Below are 24208 nucleotides of genomic sequence, written 5' to 3' on the forward strand. Positions count from 1 at the left end.
CTTCTGTTTCCCACAATTCTTCTGTTTCTGAACTCGCGAATGGATCTTCTTCCACTTCCACCCGTTCTTCCGTTTCTAAAGATTCCTCCAATAGGGAAGCCTCTGAAGTTTGTTCTGTCTCCCACAGTTCTTCTGTCTCTGAACTGGCAAATGGATTGTCTTCCGTTTCCACCCGTTCTTCCGTTTCTAAACTAGCCAAAGGAGCTTCTTCCATTTCTAAAAACTCCTCTAATGCAGGAGTTTCTGAAATCTCTTCTGTTTCCACTAATTCTTCGTTCCCTATGGATGATTCCTCTGAGGTAGGAAAGGGTTCCTCTTGTTCTTGGTCTTGGCTTTCAGTAACTATTTCTTCTAGAATCGCTTCTTCTAAGGATTCTTCAGAAGGGGTTTCATCAGCAGATTCAGTGGGGATTTCTATTGATGCTCCATATTGAGCATCAAATTCTGCCATAATATTATCTTCGTCAGAAAATTCAAAATTCGATAAGCTTTCTTCGGGTTGTTCTAAACTTTCAACAGAGGATTCTTGCAGGCCGGTTAGTCCTAAATTGCTTGAAGAATCAGTACCTTCGGAATCTGCGTCCAATATACCGATGAAATTTTGATCGTTGGACTCAGTGATTTCAGATATTTCCGAGATAGGTAGATCGGAACTTTCCATTTCTGATGGTATTGCATCAATAACTGGAAAAGTTTCTAATTCTGAGTGAGTTAGATTAGCGGATTCTTCTACTGTGTCGTTAGTTTCTGTACTTAATTCTTGAGTATCTATGTCAGAATCAAAGGCTGCCATAATTTCATCTTCTTCGGTATCAAAACTGGAGAAAGATGAATCGGTTGCTGATTCTTCGGAATCTAGGGTTGGAGTGGATAAGTCTGTGTCGAGTTCGGGAATTTCGGGAGAGTCTTCAATGGGAATTAAGGGAGGCTCTTCGATCGCCCCAGCATCAATGATTTCTTCAGTTGTTTCTAGATTTGATACAACAGAATCTGAGTAGGTGGCATCAAAGGCACTCATGATCTCCTGTTCTTCATCGTCTAGAGGTTCTTCAGATTCGATGTCTAGAAGATTACTCTCTTCATTGGGCGGTTTTGGCGCGAGTGGCTCTTCGGGTTCAGAGGCTTCTGCGGATGAGGTGATAGCAACGGCGGCGGCTGTAAATCCGGCAGCAGCAGCAATGGTTTCTAGGCTGAGATCCGTTTGTTTTTGGCTCTCTGATGGCGATTCGGGTTCATTTTCCCCAAAAATATCATCCAGGGGGTCTGAGGGAGGTTGGGGCTTGGTTTCCGTGGGCTGGGTATCGAAGGAGTCAAAAAAGTCATCTTCTAGTTCTTCTAATGGAGGTGGGGAGGTTTCTGGGTGGCGATCGCCTTTTTCCTGGATGGTTTCCTCTACTGTTTCTGCCACTGGAGGGACTGCTACCTCCCACTCCACTTCTGCCACTTCTTCTAAAGAGGAAGAACTACTCTCTGTGTCTTGAGCCGCTACGCTTTCGAGATGAGTAACCACCGTCTCAAACTCTTGTTGTTGCATCTCCGCCCACAAGCCAAAGAGTTTTTGAATACTGTTGAGATTGCGTTTAATAATTTGCCGACTGGAGCGAATCTGATTAATATGGAATTCTCGTAATTCCGTAAACGGCCCATTCCCAACAAAATGGCTACCGACTTCTGTATCGATTTCACCATCAACGATATTAATTCGGCTATGCATCCGATAACCGGGCTGGGCTTCGGGTTGCTCATCTGGGTTGGCACCATAAGGATCGGCTAAGGATATCCACGTAGTGATTTCCAGTTCTATTGATTCACTTAAGGCGGTTTTCAAAGCCTCAAGGAGTTCCCCAGCTTTAATCGCTTCCCGAAAGTCGTCAGTGGCTGCCATGATGATAGTTCCTCGTTAATCGATGCCGGAAGCCGATACTCGACCCCACTTGAGCAAACCTGAACCTCTGTCTATGCTATCTGAATTTGCACAGGTTTGATACCCTTCTTACGAATCCATCTGACCCTTGAGTAGGTTAGATGATTTCGAGCTAGAGAGTTGGGCGGCTTGAGCAGAAGAGATTTTCTTCATGCTTGCTGCCAAGATAGCAAAGAGTTGCTCTAGATTATCTAAGTTTTGTTCCAGAATATCCCGGCTTTCGTCTATTTGACTCATGTGAAAGTCTTTTAGCTCGGTATAAGGACCATTACCCACAAAGTGGCTCCCGACTTCTGTATCGATTTTGCCTTCAACAATATTAATGCGAGTACGCATCCGATAACCCGATGTTGAAGGTTCTGGAGTAGTTGAGTCAGTGGGATGAGATTGAGCAGTACGTTCATAGTGAACGCCATCGGCAACCCAGGTTTTAATATCGAGTTCGATCGCTTCGCTCAGAGCGATTTGTAGAGCATCTTTGATCTTTCCGGCTTTGAGCGCGGCTTTGAAGTCATCACTGGCTGCCATGACTCAATCCCCCTATCGATTTTGTGTCTCTGATTAGGCTTTTTAGCCCGCTTTATAATAATTATCCGCGATTGAGTATCAATGATCAAGGGGGTGGCTCGTCAATCGGCAGGGAATAGAGGGGCGATCGAGCGATCGCCTTGATGCCTTTCTACTCGGAGGAATTGTCTTGTTTCTGCTTTTTCCACAAAATCGCGATCGCCACCCGTACCGACTTCCCCATCATGGAAACCCGCATTTCTGGAGAAGCCTTCTTTTCCCATTGAATCAAACTCTCTCGAAAGGCTTCATCTTGCTGCGATCGTTGCACAATAGCTGACACAATCACCTTTTTTTGGAGCTGCTCCAGGGCAATCCCTTCCTGTTTCAAATAATTCAATAGCCGCTGGATATTATCCACAAACTGCTCCGGCATTTGTGAAAACAGGATGGACTTAATTTGCTTCGAGGTTTCCTGATACAACTGCTGCTGGCGATCGGCCATCGGCTTAGGAGGAGGGGGTGGGGGCGGACTCTGATTCACAACTGGCCGAGACACCGGTAAATTCGGATGCTTAAGCATCGCCAACAATTGATGGCGACACAACGTAAACCGTTCTTTAACTTCTGGATATAAATTTAGGATTTGTTCAGAAATAATTTTGGCATTGACCACATGATTGGCCAATAATCGCAGCAAATACTGATGATCCATCGGCACATAGGACTCAATCGTTAAGTGCAACTCCAAATTCTCCTGTTGCAACTCCGCCAAAGTTAGGATCAAAACCTCCCAATTGGGCGGTTCACTAAACCATACTTCAATCGTGGTGCTACTTTCTTGATATTCTTGACCCAGTTCTCCCGGCTCAAAGTTGCGATCGACTGGATAGCGACTAGCTGGACTTTTGGTCGTAAAATTAAACCGTCTCCACAAATAATGACAAACAACCTTAGATAAATCAACGCCCTCAATTTTCCAATTTTGAATACAAGCACCGTTTAAATTTGCACCATCTAAAATCGTCCGGATTAATCGAGTTTCTAGTAACAACGTATCCGTCATATCAGTTTCACCCAAATTGGCATCACTCAAATAAGAGCCACTTAAATCCGCCCTTCTGAGATTAGAGCCGCGTAAATTGGCATGACTCAAATTACCCTGTAATAAATAAACATCTTCTAAATTAGTCCGTAATAAATGGGCATTCTTGAAACTTGTTTTCAGCAAATAAGCTCCTGCTAAATCTGCCCGACTCAAATCTGCTTGATCCAAAATGGCATCGCTTAAATCTGCCCCCGTCAGAATCACTCGATGTAAATCCGCCCCAGTTAAATTAGTCGATCGCAAACAACAGTTAAGTAAATTCGCCTCCGTTAAATTCACCTCAACTAAAATGGCATTGCGTAAATTCGCTTCCTCTAAGTGACTCTCCCGTAAATTCGCCCCCGTTAAATTCGCCCCCGTTAAATTCGCATAACGAAGATTCGCTTCCATTAGCTCAGTTTTACTTAAATTGACACTCGTCATTTTTGCCCGCTCTAGATTAATTTGATCTAGGGTGGAATTTTGTAAATCTGCGCTCGTTAAATCTGCTTCTGTGAGGATTGCCCAATTGAGTTCTGCCTCTTGCATTCGAGATAACCGTAAATCTGCCTTTGTTAAATTAGCGCCACTGCAATTACAACCCTTTAACTGACTACTGGTTAAAACGGCATTACTTAAGTCAGCATGTCGAAAACAAGCACCGGTAAGATTAGCTTCGTTAAGGGATATCCAAGTTAAATTGGCTCCGGTTAAATCTGCTCCAGTCAAATCAATTTGACGCAGATTCATGCCACTGAGGTTAGCTCCACTGAGATCTACATGGGCAAAATCCCGTTCTCCTTGTCGATAGCGATTGAGTAGCTCTTGTGTTTCCATGAAAACTGGTGATGGGTTCCCTGAACTGGAGTACAATCGGGTTAGAATTGACCGGAGCTTTTACTCCAATCCCCCTTAGTGTACTTTCAACCGGTTTACCATAGGAGGAAATTAGAACCCAATTGGATCAGTCTCTTAAGGTAACCATTGGGGATAGAAGCCTTTTAAGGGCAGAACTTCAGGCTTAATTTGGGGGTCTTCCATTAGTTTTTGAGCATCGATAATCGGTAATATCCAAAGATTACTGTTATTGCTCTGTGAGTTATCTGGGGTAGGCGGAGGTGATTCTTCTAGGATATCAGCTTGATTATGATCGAATAGAAGAGCCACTCCATCAGGGGATAAACTCATCTGGATGTCCCGTTGATTCGGTAGACCAATTAAGGGAATTTGCTCAGTGGTTTCTAGATTAATGGCAGTAATATAGGGCAGTTCTTGGTAGAGTTCTCCAGGTAATAGTTTGGAGAGTAGACAGTAGAGTGTGGTTTGGGTAGGGTCAAATTCGCATTCTCGAATTGAGCCATTGGTTTTGAGCAGTTCTTTTTCAGTTCCTTGGTTGGTAATTAGATAGAGCGATCGCGTATAATCGGGATTAAATTTGATCATTGTAGCGGCTGAACCATCTGGCGCAAAACTGAGAACTTGACCAAATTTAGGCAGAAAATTTAACGGTTGGTTCGTCGATTCAGATTGATCCGGATAGAGGGGAAGGAGAGCAACCCCTTCTCCTTGGAGCAGGGCAATCGCCTGGGAATCGGGAGTAATTAAAAACTCTCCTCCCGGTTGATTTTCAAGGGGATAGGGGTCTCCTTGTTCTGGAATCAGCCATAGTCCAAAGTCGCTCGGATCTTCACGATTCACCCGTTGTACCACAATCGTTTTACCGTCAGGAGACAGATCAAAGGCCAGGTTTTGATGGGTTTCGTTGTCTAAAACTTCATCCACAATACCCGCATTTTCCTCAGATTTTAAGCCTGTAGTAGTTGTATAGAGTTTTTGCTCAATAATTTCATCAGCCGCTTCTTCAGTATCTCGCGCGGAAAATAGGATGCGATGGCGATCGGGATAAGGCTTAAAGTCCATCACGACTAGATTAGGAGGAGTGAGAATCTCTAGATGATTCTGAGTCAGGTTATACAGAATTAAGCGCCCAGACTCTTCATTTTCATTGCCAATATAGACAAACACGCGATCGCGAGTTCTAAATTCACCAACAAAGGGTTGAATTATGGTCCCTTTTCTCACATCAGAATATTGATCTTTTGCCCCTTCAATTTGTATCTTGAATTGAGTGCCATAGGGCGCAGGTTTATTTAATGTATAAGCCATCCGCCGACCCGCCCAACTCGTTTTACCCGATAACGAAGGTTCGATTTTAAGATTATTCTCTACGCTTTCCCGATCCATGGGATGGCTAAATTGCAGGATAAATGCCTTGTCTTTTGCTGTAATGACTTGATCATTCCACGTGAAAGCTCTCACTCTAGGAGCAGCATTGCTGCCTGTAATAATCAAAAGCAACATGACGACAAAAAGAACACTGACTACACTGACTACAACTCGATCGAGCGGTTGCCAATCCTTGACTTTTGGCTGGATTTTATCAACGTAAAAATCCATTAAATAGTTGGGAATATTCATTCTTTCATCAATGTCTTAATTAATAGTTATAAGGATTTTTTGGTTCTGGAATTGGCTGTACCTCCTGAGCCACAATCACCAACTTGCGATTATCATTCAAAACTTCAGTCGCCATTGCTCCCTTAATTTCCACCCAACTATCTTGAGCATAGGTTTCGCGAGATTCTGGAAACTTGACCGGTAAACCAATAGGATAAGCATCTGCGGCGCAACACGTAATAATAAATCGAGAAACTAATCCATATTCCGGCGGAAAATCTGGAGGGTGAATCACAAATCCACTCACCTGCACGTTTTGCCCTGTATAGGCATCGGGTTCAGGATACACATTCAATGTTCTCACCCATTCCACCAAAGATCTCTCCTCTGGTTTAGTCACATTTGTAAATGACTGAGGTGTGATTTCAGTAATCGGGATAAAATCATTAACTCCCCGCTTCAAAGCCGTTTCTGAAGTAAACGCTTGAGGTCTAACCGTTAGACCAACAATGGCGGTAAGTAATAACAGATAGCAGCTTAAGCTCTGGGGTAATAAGCTCACATGCTCTCTCACATTGGCGGCATTTCGAGGACGGTCAACCAAACTTTTTTGGTAATGCTTCCACAGTTGCCATCCCTTCACTCCACTGAGTCCAAGTAAACAGACTCCAGCAATAATGATCAGCCAATGGTAGGCTGGGTGAATCAGTAAATTCAATTCTCCACTGATCCATAATTTGATTAATAAAAATCCCCATAATCCGGTGGTGACCACATCTAAGGTGGGAAGCCAACGCTGAGGCAAACGGAATTGATTCATCATTCTTGAAAATTAATCAACCATGTGATAGAGAAAGGTCAACACAAAAGTTAACTGGGCTGCTAAAACCAATAAATAGATAATCGCCCTGGGTTTGAACATCGATAACATCAAGCCTACACTTTTGATATCAATCATCGGTCCAAAGACCAGAAAAGCTAATAATGAAGCGCTGGTAAATGTGGAGGCAAAGGAGAGGGCAAAAAAGGCATCAACGGTAGAACAAATCGAGACCACTGCCCCTAAAATCATCATGGCAACAATTGAGGTTACAGGGCCGGTACCTACCGCTAGGATGAGATCGCGAGGCATTCCTACTTGAATCAAAGCGGCGATCGCACTGCCAATCACTAATACTCCCCCCAGCTCCCGTAATTCCTGTAGAGCATTATCCATAAACAAGTGCCAGCGATAAGACCAAGGCTGCTTGACTAAATCCTGAGATAATTGGGTCATTTCCCAACTCGACTCATCCAGCTTTAGCCGTTTGCCTTGCTCGCCAATAATATAGGTTCCCGATGCCAAGAGGGACAAGGATTCATCTTTTTGTTCATCCCAGTCAGAGCCTTTAAGATCGCAAGCCGGCATTAAACGCACCATACCCGGCTGCAACAAAGGGCGTAAATCAGCTTGTGAACTGAAGATCCAAGCAATTCCTGTCGCAATGATCAACGAAAAGATGACCCGAAATACGACCAACTCCGGTTGGTCTCGAAAGGCGGTCCAAGTTGACCAAATCACCACCGGATTAATGGTCGGTGCAGCCAGCAAAAAGCCTACTGCCACTGAAGGGGGAAAGCCCTGAAGCAAGAATCGGCGAGCAACGGGTACATTACCACATTCACATACCGGAAACAGAAAGCCAATCGCACTTCCTGCTAACGCTCCGAGTAAGGGTTGTTTGGGAATCAATTGTAGCAGTTTGCGCTCATCGACAAAAAACAGGAGCGCACTAGAGAGGATGACTCCCAGTAAGAGAAAAGGAAAAGCTTCAACAATGAGGCTTAAAAAAATCGTAAAGGCAGTTTTGAACTGAGTCATTGGGTTCAAAGGTTCAAATGGGTGAAGAGCGCTCCTTCAGGATCAAATGGGAGGAAAGGGTTTGCCCAGTTATTGTATCTGAAAATTCTTCATAGAATATCAAACCCCTGTTGATCCTTTCTCCAATGAGTTCCTGCATCCGGTTCGGTGAGGTTATGGTTTTGTGCTTTTTTCTCCAGGTCGTGATGTGGGAGTCTTGCCATTACCATTATGACCGTTACGACCGTTATGGCCGTTATGACCATTATTATAAGAGCGATAACTTCCCTTATAACCATTGAGGATCGGTTCAGAGTCAGCCTCTTTATTGAGGTCAGGCGTTTCGATGATTGGAGGTGGAGGAAGGGGCTGAATATTCATTTCCTCTGCATTAATGACAACGCCCAATAAACGGTAGTCTTCCGAATCTTCTAGGAGGTCAATTTTGTCGGCTAAATCGTTACTGACGGTATAACCGGCACGGGTGACGAGGATTATGCCATCGGTATAGCGCTCTAGAATTAGAGGATCGTTACAGAGGTTGAGGGCAGAAGCATCAACGACGACAAAGTCAAACCGTTTACGGGCATCTTCGAGGAGAAGACGCATTTCTGCTGATTCCACCACAGCGGCTGCATATTCATAGGGGCCAAAACTGGGAACCATGTAGAGGTTTTCAATATTGGGAACCAGGCGAATACAGTCACTAATTTGGCTATAGTAGCGCAGAGGTTCAAGGGTGGAGTTGGAATCGGGAACAATTTTGAGGATTTCGGCATTGGACGGGTTGCGTAAGTCGGCTTCGATGAGGAGGGTACGTTTTCCGGCTCTAGCGGAGGCGATCGCCAAATTGTAGGCGGTCACACTTTTTCCTTCCTGGCGATCGCAACTGGTGACTAACACTACTTTCGGTTTTTCTTCCACTTGCCGCAGGGTAGAGCGGAACCGTTCATAACTATCCAAATAGGGGGAATGGCGAGAGAGCATCATGGGAACTTCTCCCCCAGAACCATCCCATTCTTCCACAAAGGGTAAAATCCCCAAAATTTGCACTTCTCGCTCGGTAACAAAGGCTTGAATATCTTCCAGCGTTTGCATAGTGCTGGCTAAAACCATACCCAAGCCAAAGATGGCTCCTGCACCCAAAATCATACCCCCGACTGCCCCTGCTGGTAGGAGCAGCATAATGGGTAAAGGGGCTGGAGGGGTAATCTTTTCGCCTAGTCTGGGAGGTTGAGCAATATTTAAATTGCCCACAGTTTCCGCTTCAGCCGTTTGAGCATCAATCAGTTTGGCTTGAATCGTGTCATAAAACTGTTTGGTCAAGATCACCTGTTGTTCTAATCTCGCCCGTTCTGCTTGCGTGTTGGGCAATCCAGCATATTCCTGGATCAATTCTGTGGCAATGGTTTTAGCCACTGCCAATTCTTTTTCTACGGTTTCTTTCTGGGTTTTGAGTCTCACCAATTCTTGGGCGATCGCCTGCCTAGCCGGATCGAGGCTACTATCCTTACGAATTTGCTCACCACTTCTCAATGGTGCAGCCAATCCGTCCCCTCCAACTACCTCAGCCGCTCGCACCGTTAACAAATTTTCCGTTGATGCCAATTGTCGCCTTAACTCGACCATCTGTGGATTATCCGGGCGCAGGGTTTGACTGAGCAATAATTCTTGAGACTCTAACTCATAGAGCTGAGTGCGCAACCGGCCAATAATCGGATCGGCACTTAAGGCGGCTGAAGCATAGGCTTGATCGGGATTTAAACCCAACTGCTGTTGCAGACTCGCCATTTGGGTAGTCACGGTCTCGATTTGCAATTCTAACTGTCGCTGCTGCTGCTCATTTTGCGTAATTGATCCCGGCAGTTGAGTCCGTTTTATTTCAGCAAACTCCGTTTGCCGAATAAACACTTCTAGCTCATTTTCCGCCTTGCGTAGCTCTTCTACTACCTTGGGTAAGCGCTCATTTAGGGTTTCAATAATTGCTCGCAAGCGACTGGTATTAAGGCGACGGCTTTGCTGAATTACTTCCTGCACTAACAATTCAGTGATTTGTTTACCCTGAGATCTATTATCCCAGGTCACATATACATATAAAAAGGATGGGGTTTTCCTGTTATATCTAATTGAAGATCCGTTCCGTAAATCCCTAGGGTCAATCTGGATTTTGGGATGCTCGGCAACTGTTTGTAAGACCTCATTCGTTAGGAGTAACTCTTGGGCATTTTCTTCGAGCTGTTCACTTTGGGCCTGGATAGCTGTTCCGGTTTCCGAAATCGTTATGGGAGGAGTAGTAATTTGCAAGACAGATTGAAATCTATAACTGGGAAGTCCTTGTGGAGGTTGAAGCACCGCAAATCCTCCACCCCCAAGTGCCCCTATCATCAGGCCAATGGGAATAGTTAACCAATATTTTCCAAAGGCGATTTTATATTTTTTGATCAGCGGTGAAGTCATAGTTCTATCCAGGCTACTTACAAATACAAGTCCCTCATTTCTACTTTAACCTAAGCCAGCTTGAAGAAAAGGGATTTACTGGCTTGGAGAGGGGGCTGGGGCAGGCGCTGGTGCGGGTGAAGGTGCTGGAGTAGCTGAAGGGGTAGTCCCCGGTGTTGGTGTGGGAGTAGTTCCAGGTGTTGGTGTGGGAGTAGGAGTGCGGGCAGGAGAGGGAGAGCGATTATTCAGGTTGGTATCAACTCTAAAGACATTGGTGACGTTATCTCGGAATTGCCGCCAAAACAGAAGAAAGGTGAGGACATCTTGAAACGGTCGGGTAATTCGAGTTAGAGTTACGCTCAGTCTCGATAATAAGTTGCGATTGACTACGATAATGTCATTATCTAGCAAGCGAATATTTTGGGAAACATCTCCTAATATGACACTGCGAGCATTAATAACTTTGGTTACCACTCGTCCCTGTTCTTGGTCAAAGCGAATTAACCCCACTTTACTCAATTTAGCTTGTTCAAAATTGGGGCCGATCGCCGTAATCGCATCAGCAAAGGTACTGCCATTCGGTAATGTAATTGACCCCACATTATTGGTTGTATAGCGCACAACATCAATAGCAATCGTGGGTTGGGATAAATTGGATTCTGCCGCTAACTGATGATCGTAGTCGATATCATTAAAATCAATTTTAGGCACAATAATGATATCCCCATCTTCAAGCCGCAGATCCTGGATTCGCTGCCCATATTTAAGGGGAGTGAGTAAATCTACAGAAGCTTCTAGGACTGAACCATCTAGCAAAGTTCGACGAATAATAATGTTACGCAAGTCAGCCGACTGAGTAGATCCTCCAGCCGCTACCAGAGCATCAGCGACTAAAGGAAGGGGGGCAGAAGGTAGAGGATAGGTTCCTGGTCGCAAGACTTCACCGGTAATAATCGCTTCAACGGGTCTACGATTGCCTAGAGTAACCAAGACATCAGGTTCAACCACAAATTGATTTAACCCAAAGCGTAATTTCTCCTCGACTTCTTCTAGAGTTAAGCCTTTGAGGGTCAATCGTCCCATTAAGGGGACAATAATATTCCCTTCTAAATCCAGTAGAGCTTGAAAATTCAGATCGGGAAAATTAGTCACATTAACTGTAATCGAATCTCCAGAGCCTAGGCGATATACATCAAATTTTGGAGGGGGAGCCGTGGGTAATTGATTATCGAGTTCCAGAATTTCCCCTTGGTTTCTCAATCTCTCTCGTGCGTCTTCGAGGAGTTGATCGACAGAAGCCGGTTGCTCCACATCAATAGGAGGGAGTTGTCCGTTGGCCTGAGAAGTCAAAAACAACCCCACACCTAATGTCAAACTAATGGTAATGTTAAAATGCCGTGAGGGAGCCATAGGAAGTTTATTGTATAGGGGCTTGACTAAAGACGGTTTCCATTAGAGTGGTTTGGATCGTTTGTACCAAGGAATGGGTAATGTTCTCTGCTTCTTCTATATCTCCTAGGGCTTCAATGGGAATCATTAGACAAACGGCCATCCAAGGAGCGCGATCGCCTTGGGTTTGGGCTAGGCGATCGGCTATAAACCAATTGACTGGGGCTGGATCTCCCCCATTCGGCCAAGCGTACCATTGCACCAGAGCATAAGTTTGTGTGGGATTCCAGCCGCGAAAAAACCGCGATCGCACTCTCACTCCTCGATCAGACTCTGTATTGACTTCCCATGTCTTCATTTGATAAGAATCAGTTTTCCAGTCTCTGAAAACCTGTTGCACAAACCCATTCACATCCACCCATTCCACCCTGGGTTGGTCTAGGTCTGAATTTTGAATTAAAAACAACAGAATGACCGGTTCTTCCCAATTTCCTTGAAGTTGTTGATAAGACCATTTATGACCTCCTAAACCCAGTTCCCTCTGCTCAAGGGTTTCCCAACCTGAGAGAGTTAACCCATTTTTGCGGACTTGTCGCAACTGTTTTAAGGCCACTACTTTGGGAGGAGCCTGCCATTGCCACGATCCGTTGAAGTATCCCGGAATCGTACCTACGGCCAAAATGACCACCATAAAGCCGAGCAATACCCATAGGAGCAAAGACTGTTTTTCCGTTTGGGGGGGCGGCTGATCATTCATCGGAGTTAAGGGATTCAAGGGTTTCATCAGACTCTTCTAACTCTAAATAGTCGTCACGATTGATCCAATTCAACAGAAGCACCACCAAACCTAACATACCTGCGGAATATAAATCTCCACCCCAACTTTCATGTAACCAATGGAATACTGGGTCATTGCCTGTGCCATGAAAGTAGGTGAGTAGGCTATTGCGGATAATATTGGCTACTACACTAATAGCAATTGACCCGGCCAATAAGGAGATAATTTTACGTCGAGAGGCGATCGCACCCGTCCAGTAAAGAAGCATTAACGCTACATAAAGACTGGTAAAGAGCATTTTCAATCCCGCACAGTGGGGGGCAACTTCTACGAGTCTTCCCCCGGTGGAGAGATAAATCCCGTTTACGGTAACATCCATTCCCACAATACCAGAGAGGATAAATCCTGCCATGGTAGAAATAAAACTTTGTAAGGGGAGAATATAAGGCTCGATTAAATAAGGAATTTCTGTGGGAGTGGCTAGAACGACTAAAATAAGGGGAAAAGCTTGTAATTTCAGACCTGGAATACCCTTTAACCATAAACAAATCCCAACGAGCATCAGGGGAAAGGAGAGATTAACAATATCGGGGAGTCCAGTCATATAGAAAACTCCACCGAGTCCGAGGAAAAAACCGCCTAGGGGATGGAAGTCGTCAGGCAGTTGTGTCCATTGCTGGCGTTTTTCCCAGAAGGCAATATAGACGGCAAAGGGTAAGCCAATTAACCCATGGCTAAAGTATTCGTGTTCAATACTGATACTTTTATTGATCCAGCCATCATACCAATGGAAGAGCAAGGGGGCATAAAGAAGGATGAACAGGGCTAGGAGAGCATAATTGAGCCAAGATTTGGGTATGGAACTGGGAAAGGAAGATGGTTGAGTCATAGTGTTTTTAGGGAGTGTTTTTTTAGGGAATAGGGAGTTTTATTTAGTTGTTCTTAACTGCTAAGGAGATCGCCTCAACAACTCGCTCGATTTGCTCTAAAGTAATCCCTGGAAACATGGGTAGGGAGAGGATCGACTCACACAGTTGTTCGGCTTCAGGAAAGTCTTCCGCATGATAACCTAGATGGGCATAAGCCGGCTGTAGATGGCAGGGAACTGGATAGTGGATACCGGTTTGAATGTTAGCAAGTTTGAGTTTTTCTTGTAGCGTATCTCGGCTTAGGGGACAGCTTTCTAAGAGGCGAATCACATAGAGGTGATAAACATGGCCGGTACCACTGAAGTTGGAGATCGGGACAATACCGGATGCAGCCAAGGGAGCGAAGAGGCGATCGTATTGTTGTGCGGCTTGGTTGCGCTGTTGGTTCCAGGTGAGCAAGTGGGGTAACTTCACGTTCAGAATAGCGGCCTGGAGGGTATCTAAACGGCTATTAGTTCCCAGTTCGGTGTGGTAATATTTGCGCGGCGCGCCGTAATTTCTTAGCGTTTTCATGTTGCTGTCCACCTCTGGATCGTTGGTTAAGACCATGCCTCCATCTCCAAATGCGCCAAGATTTTTACTTGGATAAAAGCTATAGGCAGCCGCTTTGCCTACAGAACCTGCCGTATACCCTTCTCGATGGGCCAAATGTGCTTGGGCAGCATCTTCAAAGATAAACAGATTATGGGTTTGGGCAAAGTCTAGGATGGCTCTGGGGGAGACCATTTGACCATAGAGATGAACGGGGAGAATGGCTTTAGTTTTGGGACTAACTAGCTTTTCGGCTGCTTGCAGATCAATTAGGGCACTCTTTGGATCGCAGTTGGCTAAAATGGGGGTTGCTCCTGAGTGTAGAACACCGATGAGGGTGGCGATGAAGGTGTTGGCTGGTAAGATAATTTCGTCTCCAGGTTGAATGCCACAGGCTTTTAAGCCAAGGGCGATCGCATCGGTTCCACAAGCGACTCCAATACCATACTGAACTCCCGATTTTTGAGCAAATGCGACTTCAAAGTCTTTGACAGCTTGACCCAAGATAAAGTCGCCTTGCCGCAGAACAGCTAACATGGCTTCATCAAACTGGGTTTTCAGAGGTTGGTGTTGGATCGAGAGATCCACAAAGGGAATGGTTGCAGACGATGGGTTCATTCGCTAATGACAATCACAGGTTTAATCTTTTCCGAGTTTGGCATTAAGGGATAGAAAGTGGCAAATTACTGGAGTTTGTAATGTGCTGATATCAAAATTTATCGTTTTTGGGAGAGTATTAGATGGACTATAAGACAGCTTGTGAGTTTGCGATCGCCCAAGGGTTACCCACTGGCGAAAATCCTGATGCATTTTTGCTACGCCTGCAAGCGGGAGAGCCACCCGTTCCGGGGCAAGTTACGTCTTTACTATTAGCACTCAGTATTATTGCGGAACAATCCCAGGAGCAGCAGTTATTAGAGCGGCACTTGGTATGTGCCCTGCATCGGTTAGCGATGGAAAGTCGCCAGGCTTTTGTGCAACATAAACAGTCCGGTCTCATTTGGCCGCCCTTGTTAGACCAGGATCTGACCCGGATCGCGATCGCCGTGGGGAAAATTTTCGCCCCCCAGCAGGCGATCGCCCTTCGTCCTGGACAATAACAGCTATTCCCGATTGTTCGGATGAAATTGATCCTGAAAAAAATTTGCCTTTTGTTAACCTGATTTTGACCAAATCTTAGTAAAAATCATAAGAACCTGTAGCAGTCTTTAAACCTTGAATAGACTCCTAGGATATTCCCTTAATGGCAATCTAGATCGCTGAATTCAAAAAAATACAGTTTTCTTAAACTTCTGCTATAGTTGAAATAGGTGGTCTCTAATAGGTGCTAAGAAGAAAATTGAACTATCCTCCCTTGACTGGATACCCCTGGCAAGGCTTGTGGTATCTGGAAATGAAACTCAAGCGTAGACGTAAGTCTGACCCCACGATCTCCTGGGTGGATGGCTGTGAACCCCCTAGTCCGATCTGACCGGTCTGTAACTGTTAGGTTTGCCCTACCCTCAACTGAAGTTGGCAAACTGGGCCGGTCAATCAGCTAAATACAGCATATTCCGCTTTGCGGACATAAACACCCTAGGCAAACGCTTGTAGTATTCACGCTTGGAGCCTTTGAGTGCGTTCCTCATAGCAGAAGGACTGTAAGTCTTGAACATAATCCCTGGGAAAGAAAACCCCAAGGTAAATAGACAGTGATTTAGCTGCTCAGAAATCTAACCCTAATAAGCTTTAACGATCTCTAAAAATCCAGGGATATAAACCCAAAGCTCGCTAGAAATAGTTTTCTAGACATGGTTTTTGAGGATATTTTCCCATGATTACAAAAAACTGGAAGGGATAAAAACTCCAGAATTGGGGTCTATTTTTCCTGGAAATTCTCGATCCCTGGCTCAAAGAACGATAGAGAATCGGTATCCCAATCAAGCAGATTAGAAAATCGGAGAATTCATCATGTCTCGCTTACTCAAAAACAAAATTGCACCTGCTCCTTTACCCACAGAAATTAGTGTAGTCGATCTGATTGATGGCTACTTTACCGCCTACAATTCAGCTCGACTGCGGGAAATTTGCCACTTGCTCACCCAGAAAGTTATGCAGCCGGGAGTCACCGTCGGTGTAAGTCTCTCTGGAGCCATGACTCCAGCCGGATTTGGGGTGGGCATCTTAGCACCTCTGATGCAACAAGGCTATATTGATTGGATGATTAGCACGGGAGCTAATTTATATCACGATCTGCATTATGGTTTGGGAATGAGTCTGTATGCAGGCAGTCCCTTCTTAGATGATGTGAAATTGCGAGACGAGGGACATATCCGCATTTATGACATTGTATTCGACTACGATGTGCTGTTAGAGACCGATGCCTTTATCCGCCAAACTTTGAAAGCGCCAGAATTCCAAAAAAGGATGGGAACGGCTGAATTTCACTATCATTTGGGTCGATATATCTGGGAAATTGAACAACGTTTAGGCATTGAAAATCCTTGCTTACTCTCCACAGCCTATGAATGTGGCGTTCCCATCTATACATCTTCTCCTGGAGATAGTTCCATCGGTATGAATGTGGCTGCCTTAGCGTTAGAGGGATCGGAGTTAATGCTTGATCCAGCCATTGATGTCAATGAAACCGCAGCCATTGTCTATGGTGCTCGGAATTCTGGTATTCCCGATGTGATGGGGAGAAGTGCGGCGTTGATGATTGGTGGAGGTTCGCCGAAAAACTTCCTGTTGCAAACTCAACCCCAGATTCATGAGGTTTTAGGTTTAGAAGAGCGAGGTCATGATTATTTTATCCAGATTACCGACGCTCGCCCCGATACTGGAGGATTATCGGGGGCAACTCCTTCAGAAGCTGTGAGTTGGGGGAAAGTAGACCCAAATGAATTGCCCAATAGTATTGTTTGCTATACCGATAGCACGATCGCCCTACCCTTGATTAGCTCTTATGTGAGCAAAAAGTCTACACCCCGTCCCCTGAAACGGCTATACGATCGCCGTCAGGAGTTATTAGACCATTTGAAGGCAGAGTATCAAGCTCAACAAAAGGCTCCTGTAGTGGCTCAACCGAAAGAAATGAGTGCTGCTGCTCCGGTTTCTACTTATCCGTGCGGCACTCCTATCCGTAAATAACGTCACCATTTGAAGAATAACCTTTTCTTCACCTTAATCCTTCTCTATTTTCTGGAGAAGGATTTTTTTAGCTCGATGCCCCGCTTCTGTGACTTTTGCACAGTGCGATCGCTAAAATATTTAAAACTTAGTCTCTATCCTGTTGTCCCAAGTAATGTACCTGTATCACAAACGTAATGAGTCAATATGTAGCGCTTCGCGCTAGGGAATAGGGAATAGGGAATAGCTTGTATGGCTTAGGTTCTAAGGTTTCAAGCTGTACCTCATAGAAACGCTATATTCGTAAAGAAACTCGAAAGCTTGAGAATAAAATACGGTATTTGATCCTAATATTCAACACTTTTGGGAAATAATATTACTATTGGATTGATTGTTTCTATTTTTGAGGATAGCATCCCGTACCCTATCCTCTTTTTTTCGATACTACGCTAACATTCAATACTTCTGGGGAAACGATTTTTCATGATCTCAAGATTAATTCACGAACTCACCATCGCGGAAGCGTCCAGAGGTTCGCTGACCATTAGGAGAAATAAGGACACCTTGACCATGGGGAATACCGCCCCTTAATTCTCCTTCATATCTTGTACCATCGGGAAAGACACATTGCACATTAGCATCTAATGCTTCATTAAAAAAACGACCTTGACAACGGGTTCCATCCGGACGAATGAGTGCACCTTGACCAAAGGGTTCACCCGCAAAAAATTCTCCTTCATAGCGACTTTGATCGGGATAAACAAACCGTCCTCTGCCTTCAGGCTGACTGCTGGTTACATTGGTACTGAGATTCGTGACTAATCCAAAGGTTCCCTCATAGTATTTGCCATCAGGAAATACAGCGCGGCCATTCTTTAAAATTCCGTTTTCAAACACTCCTTCTAGACGGGCATCATCAGCTTTAATAAAGACTCCTCGACCGTGGGGTTTACCGTTGAGAAAGCCGCCTTGATAGCGATCGCCTTCTGCATGGACATAAACCCCTTGACCATTAGGTAATCCTCCCTGAAGTTCCCCCTGATAATTATCTCCATTGGGATAATTACATTTTGCTATCCCATTGGCCACTCGAGGAAGACAAGAGGGCGTTAGCTCTTCGTCTGGTGTGCCAAGAGAATCTCCTCCCGATTGGGCGATCGCCCCCTCGATCATCAGTGTCATACTTAAACCACTCAAACTTAATGCAGCTAAACAAGAATATCCCCAGGTTTGTAAGGATCTCACCATAAGCTTTAGGCAGGATTGATTAGTGTTCACCAGTACCCTCATAATCTTACTTCCAGTCTAAAATAATAGCGACCAATTGATGAGCCATTATATCTCCGGGGGTAAGGGAGCAGCCCCCACTGCACGGGTCACTTCTTGCCCATTCTCTTCTAAAACGACCACCGGTTCGGCCGGAGTATAGACATCAATATTTTTCACATACACCGAACCACCGCCGATATAATCCCCTACTCCTACATAACGGGTGTCTTCACCAGGAGATTTAACAATGGCCTTCACCACCTGTCCCACTTGTACCACAGCCGACACTTCCACCGCTCTAGCCGTATTCGGAGGCGGTGGCCCCATTGGCCCTGCTGGGGCAGCAGGTACGGGTTGAAACCTCGGATCGATCCCTAAATTTGGGGGCGGTTCCAGTTCCGGCAGTTCTGGTATCGATAGAGGCGTAATTGTAGGAATTGCTGGTGCTACTGCTTCATTATCTGAGACTCCACCAGCATTATTAGGAGGTGTAGGAGGTGTAGGCGGCGGGGAAGCTTCGACGATAATGGGCGGTATACCCCCTGCTGGACCGCCATTGTCTGCTCCACCATTTTCTGAGCCTCCGGTAATAATAATGCCCGGAGGATTAAAGGGATCTTTTTGCCCTGTTGTATTGCTCACAGACTGTACTCGATCTTCAACATTGGTGGATTGTTCTAGAGTCGATTGGGGGGGAGGTGGGGCGGGCGGTTCTTGCGCTTCCGGTTCCTCTTCTTCTGGAAACACTTCTGCCGGAGCTTCGCCTTCAGTTCCTTCAGGGTCAGTTCCTTCAGGGGGAGTGGTTTGGGGTACAGCCGCTACGGGTTCTGGTGGGGGGGCTTCTGCGGCAGGTTCGTCTCCACCACCTCCAATTAAACCACAACTGGATAAGCCTAGGGTTAAGACACTAAGGAATAGGACTAAGAATGATGGACGCATGGAAACCCCCCACGATTAGCACGATTAGCTGACGATTGAGCAACTGGGTTAATGGTACTGCTATTTTAGGCTGATTTTTGGTTAATGACCAAGATCTAGGGAATTAGGGAATAGGCAACAAGGAGTTTCTCCGCGTCCCCGTGTCTGGAGCGTCTCCCCATCCCCCTATCTCCCCATCTCCCCATCAAGAGACTGGGCAATAGGGGCAACAGACTCAGATCTCTGTCATCATCACTTTTTTCAACCGCTCTAGACCTTTTTTGACCTGGCGAGAGACAGTAACGGCGCTAATACCCATCCGTTCAGCCGTTTCTTTTTGGGTGAGGTCGTAGAGAAAGACAAATTCCAAGACTTTGCGGGTACGATCTTCCAAGTTGACTAGGGCTTGTTGGAGACGGATTTGGTCTTCCATGGCTAACTGGAAACTGCGATAGCGATGGTCGGGAACCAGTTCCCCTAAACTGGTGGCTTGTTCGCCTTCATCTGTGACGGGGGCATCTAGACTGAGTAGTGAGCGATTTTTAGAGGCGAGTTTCACGTCGTGCCATTCTGCTACCGATAAGCCCATAGCTTCAGCGATTTCTAGATCTTTGGGATAGCGGTTGAGTTTAATTTGTAAATCCCGAATCGTACTTTCAGCTTGGCGCTGTATCGTTAACCAGCGCCGAGGAATACGGACAGTATTGCTGCGATCGCGCAAATAATGTTGGATTTCACCCCGAATGTAAGGAATTGCGAAAGAACTAAAAGCATGGCCTTTGCCCAGTTCAAATCGTTCTATAGCTCGAATGAGACCAATACACCCAACTTGAAGTAAATCATCGTATCCTTCACTGCATTGGTGCATCCAGTGATGGGCTTCTTTCCTAACTAAACCAATATTCGATTTGACAATTTTATTCCGCAATTCTAGCGAAGGATTTTGTTGATAAGCTGAGAGGGCATCAATATTCTCATATTTTATATCTTGGGAAGCTGGAGTTGCCATAATCTGAGTTGGGTTTTGGTAGATGGTTGAAAGTTAGAACATTAATTTACGAGGTCATCCTAAAATACGATTAATATAGCACTCACTGTATATTCTAAAGATTTTTGTTATTTAGGCTATGATTTCACCATAGACCTAACTGTGTTCTTCATCACAATCTTGAGGTTAAGGATTACTCGCGATCATTTGCACCCTGCTTCTGATATGGGAATTGAGGGATAAGAAGCTTAATCCCTGAATTTAACTTTCCCATTCCTAGCCTATCAAGCATCTTCCCTTGGAGGCAAGAAAATTTTTCTGTAGAGCAACATTAAGCAACATATTGTATACTTTCTGAAAGCTCTTACTCCTATACTATGACTATACTATGACGGGTTTTGCGGTCGATCGCCCCCACATTACAGCTATTCTTGCCATGAGTGCCGATGGCAAAATCTCCAATATAGACCGTTCTCCTGCCCGATTTGGTTCTACGGCGGATAAAGCCCATCTCGAACAACAAATTGCCAAAGTGGATGCTGTCTTATTCGGTGCAGGAACCCTACGTGCCTATGGCACAACTTTAAGTATTTCCGATCCCCAACTTCTACAGCAACGCCAGCAACAGCAAGAGCCGCCCCAACCCGTACAAATTGTAGTGTCTCAAACTGGCAATCTTGATGCTTCCTATCGCTTTTTTCAACAATCCGTTCCCCGATGGCTGCTCACCACCCCAGAGGGAGCCATTCCCTGGCAAAATCAACCCGAATTAGCGCCACAATTTGACCGCATTCTCACCGCTCCTACCCATGAAGGGGGCTTTTATTGGAATGGGATTTTTGTCCAGTTCGCCCAATTGCAACTCAAGCGCTTGGCTATCCTCGGAGGAGGAGCGCTAGTCGCAAGTTTACTCGCGGGAGATTGGATTGATGAATTATGGTTAACCGTATGCCCAGTCCTTTTAGGTGGCGCAACCGCCCCTACTCCGGTAGATGGGTTAGGCTTAAGTGTACCCAAATCCCTAACTCTCCTCTCGGCTCACCCTGTAGGACAAGAGGTGTTTTTACACTATCAATTAAATTAGGTAATAGGTAATGGGTAATAGGAGAGGATGGGGCGGATAGTCGATTACCCTAATTGTTTAATTGTTTAACTATTAATGATTAATGATTGAGTTGTCTCATGCGTCAATATTCAATTCGCTGGATTTCACAAATTTCTGAAGTGCCTCAACAGGAATGGGATGTTTTGGCGCAACCGTTGAAAACACCGTTTTTAGAGTGGGAATGGTTGCATAATATGGAAGCGTCGGGGAGTGCTACGGCGCAAGCGGGTTGGCAACCTTGTCATTTAACCGTGTGGCACGATCGCACTCTGGTCGCTGCGGCTCCCTTATATGTTAAAGGTCACAGCTATGGTGAGTTCGTCTTCGATCACCAATGGGCAGATCTCGCTTATCGTCTGGGAATTGAATATTATCCGAAGTTGTTGGGGATGAGTCCGTTTACACCCGCATTGGGCTATCGGTTTTTGGTCGATCCTACCGAGGATGAGGAGAGCTTAACGGAGATTATGGTCGCTGCCATTGATCAATTTTGCGATCGCCACGATATTTCCGGCTGTAACTTCCTCTATGTTGACCCCAAATGGAAACCGATGATTCAAAAATATGGCTTTTCTGGCTGGTTGCACCATAGCAGTATTTGGCATAATCAAGGCTTCCAGACGTTTGATGATTATTTGGGCATGTTTAATGCCAATCAACGGCGCAACATTAAACGCGAGCGTAAAGCCATTCAAAAAGCCCAATTAACCATGAAAGTCCACAATGGAGAAGAGATTACCCATAATCTGCTCTCGGATATGTACCATTTTTATAGCCATCACTGCGATCAATTTGGCTGGTGGGGGAGCAAATATTTAACCAAGACTTTTTTTGAGCGCCTTTACGATCGTTATCGCCATCGCCTGGTATTAAGTGCTGCTTATCGAGAGGGGAACGATCGCAAACCGGTGGGGATGTCTTTTTGTGTCACTAAAGCCGATCAACTTTATGGACGCTATTGGGGCAGTTTTGAAGAATTGGATTGTCTGCACTTTAATGCTTGTTATTATACACCCATTGAATGGGCGATCGCCAACGGCATTCAACGCTTCGATCCCGGTGCTGGAGGACGACACAAGAAGCGGCGCGGCTTCCCCGCGACTCCTCACCATAGCCTGCATCGATTTTACAATCAACGATTAATGCAAATCATGAAAACCCACATCGATCAAATCAATGAAGCCGAGCAATTACAAATTGATGCGATTAATGAAGAGTTACCGTTTAATCAGACTCAAGACTGGGTTCAACATCCGTATTAAGGATAGAATGCAAAGTGCCGTTATGGGTGGATAGGGGGAGTAAACAACAGACTTGATGGAGCTTTTCGCTATTTTAGCGATCGTTAAAAACAGTCATTCATGGATCTCATAGAAGAGAAAAGTGCTGTAATGTCTTGACGGCTATAGAACTTGACCGATCGCCCGAATCCCCTCTTCGATCTGAATTTCATTAAGCTGAGAGTAACCAAAAATAAACTCTCCTGAGTTAGGAGCAGCTAAATAATAACCTTGGGCGCTGATCAAGCCGATATCGACACTTGCTGCCCGTTGAATGATGAGATCGTCCGGCCAATCGGTTTCTAATTTCGCCATTAAATGAATCCCCGCATTCTCTCCCAAAATCGTTACTCTGCTTCCAAAAGTCTTGTTCAACGCTTGTACCAATACTTGGCGACGCTGATCGTAAAGATGTCGCATTCGTCTGATGTGTCGTTCAAAGTGACCTTCGGTAAAGAAATCGGTGAGGGCATATTGGTCTAGCATCGAACAATGGCGATCGCATAACCATTTCGCCCGACTCACCAGGGGTATCCAAGCCGTTGGCACGACCAGATAACCCAGGCGTAACGAGGGAAAGAGAATTTTGGAAAAAGTCCCCACATAAATGACGGTGTTGTGGCGATCGAGTCCTTGCAAGGCAGGAATGGGGCGATCGCCATAACGATATTCACCATCATAGTCATCTTCGAGGATGAGGGTTTCGGTTTGTTGCGCCCATTGCAGCAGAGCGAGTCGTCGAGAAAGCGAGAGAGTTGCCCCAGTAGGAAATTGATGGGACGGAGTGACATAGACAAATTTGAACCGATGGCGATCGCGATCCAGTAGATCGACCTGCAACCCTTCAGCATCCACAGGAATCGGTTGCAGGTTCGCCCCTTGTCCTGTAAAGCAATACCGCGCCCCCAAGTAACCCGGATCTTCGATTGCCACCCAATCTCCCGGATCGAGGGTGAGGCGGGCAATTAAATCGAGAGCTTGTTGAGACCCGTTAACCATCATGACCTGTTCGGGAGTGCATCGAACCGCGCGAGAACGCCCCAAATAATTGGCGATCGCCTGTCTGAGGGGCATATATCCCGCTGCATCAGAACTGTAATCCATCAGGGTTGAGGAGGTGCGGCAATGGCGGGCTAAGAGTCGCCGCCACAGATCCATGGGAAACAAATCCGCAGCCGGATTGCCATAGCGAAAGCTAATCCGGTATTGAGGATCGGGGCCTTCGAGCGATCGTCCTGCTAGTAGATGTGTGGCGAATCGAGATAGTCGCGTGAGATCGGATGATTCAGATGCCCCCTGCTCCACAGAGTTGGCGTGTAAATAGGCTTCGGGGAGTTGAGCGCAAACAAATGTGCCCGATCCTCGACGGGTCTCTAAGTATCCCTCGCTTGCCAGTTGATCGTAGCTCTCGGTTACAGTGACTCGCGAGATATTCAGGGACTGAGCTAATTGTCGAGAGGGGGGTAATTTTTGGTTGGGCTGAAGGCGTTGCTGCAAGATAGCACGGCGTAATTCTTCCGCAAGTTGCTGATATAAGGGAATGGCAGAGGTGCGATCGAGGGACAGAACTAAATCCATAGTAGATCGATTGAACTCAAAAAATTGGACTGATCTAAAAACCATAAATTGGCTATTGTTCGAGACCAATTTAGGCTCTATCTT

At 45.6% G+C, this 24208-nt stretch carries 19 protein-coding genes; 4 read left to right on the forward strand and 15 right to left on the reverse strand.

The genetic code is table 11. The features are described from left to right. The 11 genes from J7529_RS16410 to J7529_RS16460 form a co-directional block, all read right to left on the reverse strand. On the reverse strand, positions 1–1885 hold a 1885-nt coding region (locus J7529_RS16410), incomplete at its 3' end, for a hypothetical protein (RefSeq protein ID WP_318729875.1). 108 nt (positions 1886–1993) lie between these two features. Continuing rightward, positions 1994–2452, reverse strand: a complete 459-nt coding sequence (locus J7529_RS16415) for a hypothetical protein (RefSeq protein ID WP_271939801.1) — start codon at positions 2450–2452, stop codon at positions 1994–1996. A gap of 151 nt (positions 2453–2603) precedes the next feature. Next, a complete protein-coding gene (locus tag J7529_RS16420) occupies positions 2604–4355 on the reverse strand; it encodes a pentapeptide repeat-containing protein (RefSeq protein WP_318729876.1) in 1752 nt (583 codons plus the stop codon). 135 nt (positions 4356–4490) lie between these two features. Then, positions 4491–5996, reverse strand: a complete 1506-nt coding sequence (locus J7529_RS16425) for a hypothetical protein (RefSeq protein WP_318729877.1) — start codon at positions 5994–5996, stop codon at positions 4491–4493. A gap of 19 nt (positions 5997–6015) precedes the next feature. Further along, positions 6016–6798, reverse strand: a complete 783-nt coding sequence (locus tag J7529_RS16430; RefSeq protein WP_318729878.1) for a TIGR03943 family putative permease subunit — start codon at positions 6796–6798, stop codon at positions 6016–6018. Between the two features lie 9 nt (positions 6799–6807). Continuing rightward, positions 6808–7836: a permease gene (locus J7529_RS16435; protein ID WP_318729879.1), complete on the reverse strand. Its 1029-nt coding sequence runs from the start codon at positions 7834–7836 to the stop codon at positions 6808–6810. Positions 7837–7989: 153 nt separating this feature from the next. Further along, the gene (locus tag J7529_RS16440; protein ID WP_318729880.1) at positions 7990–10272 is read right to left on the reverse strand and encodes a polysaccharide biosynthesis tyrosine autokinase; all 2283 of its coding nucleotides are present in this window, start codon (positions 10270–10272) and stop codon (positions 7990–7992) included. Positions 10273–10347: 75 nt separating this feature from the next. Next, positions 10348–11661 (reverse strand): polysaccharide biosynthesis/export family protein, encoded by a 1314-nt coding sequence (locus tag J7529_RS16445; RefSeq protein WP_318729881.1) that lies wholly within the window; start codon positions 11659–11661, stop codon positions 10348–10350. Between the two features lie 7 nt (positions 11662–11668). Further along, positions 11669–12397 carry a cyanoexosortase B system-associated protein gene (locus J7529_RS16450; protein ID WP_318729882.1) on the reverse strand — a complete coding sequence of 243 codons (729 nt, stop codon included), beginning with the start codon at positions 12395–12397 and terminating at the stop codon, positions 11669–11671. Further along, a complete protein-coding gene (gene crtB, locus J7529_RS16455; RefSeq protein ID WP_318729883.1) occupies positions 12390–13307 on the reverse strand; it encodes a cyanoexosortase B in 918 nt (305 codons plus the stop codon). The genes J7529_RS16450 and crtB overlap by 8 nt, the downstream gene beginning before the upstream one ends. Positions 13308–13350: 43 nt before the next feature. After that, the gene (locus J7529_RS16460; RefSeq protein WP_318729884.1) at positions 13351–14496 is read right to left on the reverse strand and encodes a DegT/DnrJ/EryC1/StrS family aminotransferase; all 1146 of its coding nucleotides are present in this window, start codon (positions 14494–14496) and stop codon (positions 13351–13353) included. A gap of 122 nt (positions 14497–14618) precedes the next feature. On the opposite strand from J7529_RS16460, the gene J7529_RS16465 reads away from it, so the two are divergent. Both J7529_RS16465 and J7529_RS16470 read left to right on the forward strand, forming a co-directional pair. Beyond that, entirely contained in the window at positions 14619–14978 is a 360-nt protein-coding gene (locus J7529_RS16465; RefSeq protein ID WP_271939791.1) for a Dethiobiotin synthetase, read from the forward strand. A gap of 850 nt (positions 14979–15828) precedes the next feature. After that, entirely contained in the window at positions 15829–17007 is a 1179-nt protein-coding gene (locus tag J7529_RS16470) for a homospermidine biosynthesis protein (protein ID WP_318729885.1), read from the forward strand. 474 nt (positions 17008–17481) lie between these two features. Here J7529_RS16470 and J7529_RS16475 read toward each other — a convergent pair whose 3' ends face one another. The 3 genes from J7529_RS16475 to J7529_RS16485 form a co-directional block, all read right to left on the reverse strand. Next, the gene (locus J7529_RS16475; RefSeq protein WP_318729886.1) at positions 17482–18234 is read right to left on the reverse strand and encodes a hypothetical protein; all 753 of its coding nucleotides are present in this window, start codon (positions 18232–18234) and stop codon (positions 17482–17484) included. Between the two features lie 87 nt (positions 18235–18321). Further along, entirely contained in the window at positions 18322–19194 is an 873-nt protein-coding gene (locus J7529_RS16480) for a hypothetical protein (RefSeq protein ID WP_318729887.1), read from the reverse strand. 214 nt (positions 19195–19408) lie between these two features. Next, the gene (locus tag J7529_RS16485) at positions 19409–20182 is read right to left on the reverse strand and encodes an RNA polymerase sigma factor SigF (protein ID WP_271939787.1); all 774 of its coding nucleotides are present in this window, start codon (positions 20180–20182) and stop codon (positions 19409–19411) included. A gap of 367 nt (positions 20183–20549) precedes the next feature. Between J7529_RS16485 and J7529_RS16490 the strand changes: the two genes are divergently transcribed. Both J7529_RS16490 and J7529_RS16495 read left to right on the forward strand, forming a co-directional pair. Beyond that, positions 20550–21245, forward strand: a complete 696-nt coding sequence (locus J7529_RS16490) for a RibD family protein (protein ID WP_318729888.1) — start codon at positions 20550–20552, stop codon at positions 21243–21245. A gap of 98 nt (positions 21246–21343) precedes the next feature. Further along, the gene (locus tag J7529_RS16495; RefSeq protein WP_271939785.1) at positions 21344–22528 is read left to right on the forward strand and encodes a GNAT family N-acetyltransferase; all 1185 of its coding nucleotides are present in this window, start codon (positions 21344–21346) and stop codon (positions 22526–22528) included. 141 nt (positions 22529–22669) lie between these two features. Here the strand turns inward: J7529_RS16495 and J7529_RS16500 are convergent, their stop codons facing one another. Beyond that, a complete protein-coding gene (locus J7529_RS16500) occupies positions 22670–24124 on the reverse strand; it encodes a PLP-dependent aminotransferase family protein (RefSeq protein ID WP_318729889.1) in 1455 nt (484 codons plus the stop codon). Positions 24125–24208: the final 84 nt, after the last annotated feature.

The sequence above is a fragment of the Roseofilum sp. Guam genome, from assembly GCF_017746735.1.
GTDB classification, from domain to species: domain Bacteria; phylum Cyanobacteriota; class Cyanobacteriia; order Cyanobacteriales; family Desertifilaceae; genus Roseofilum; species Roseofilum reptotaenium.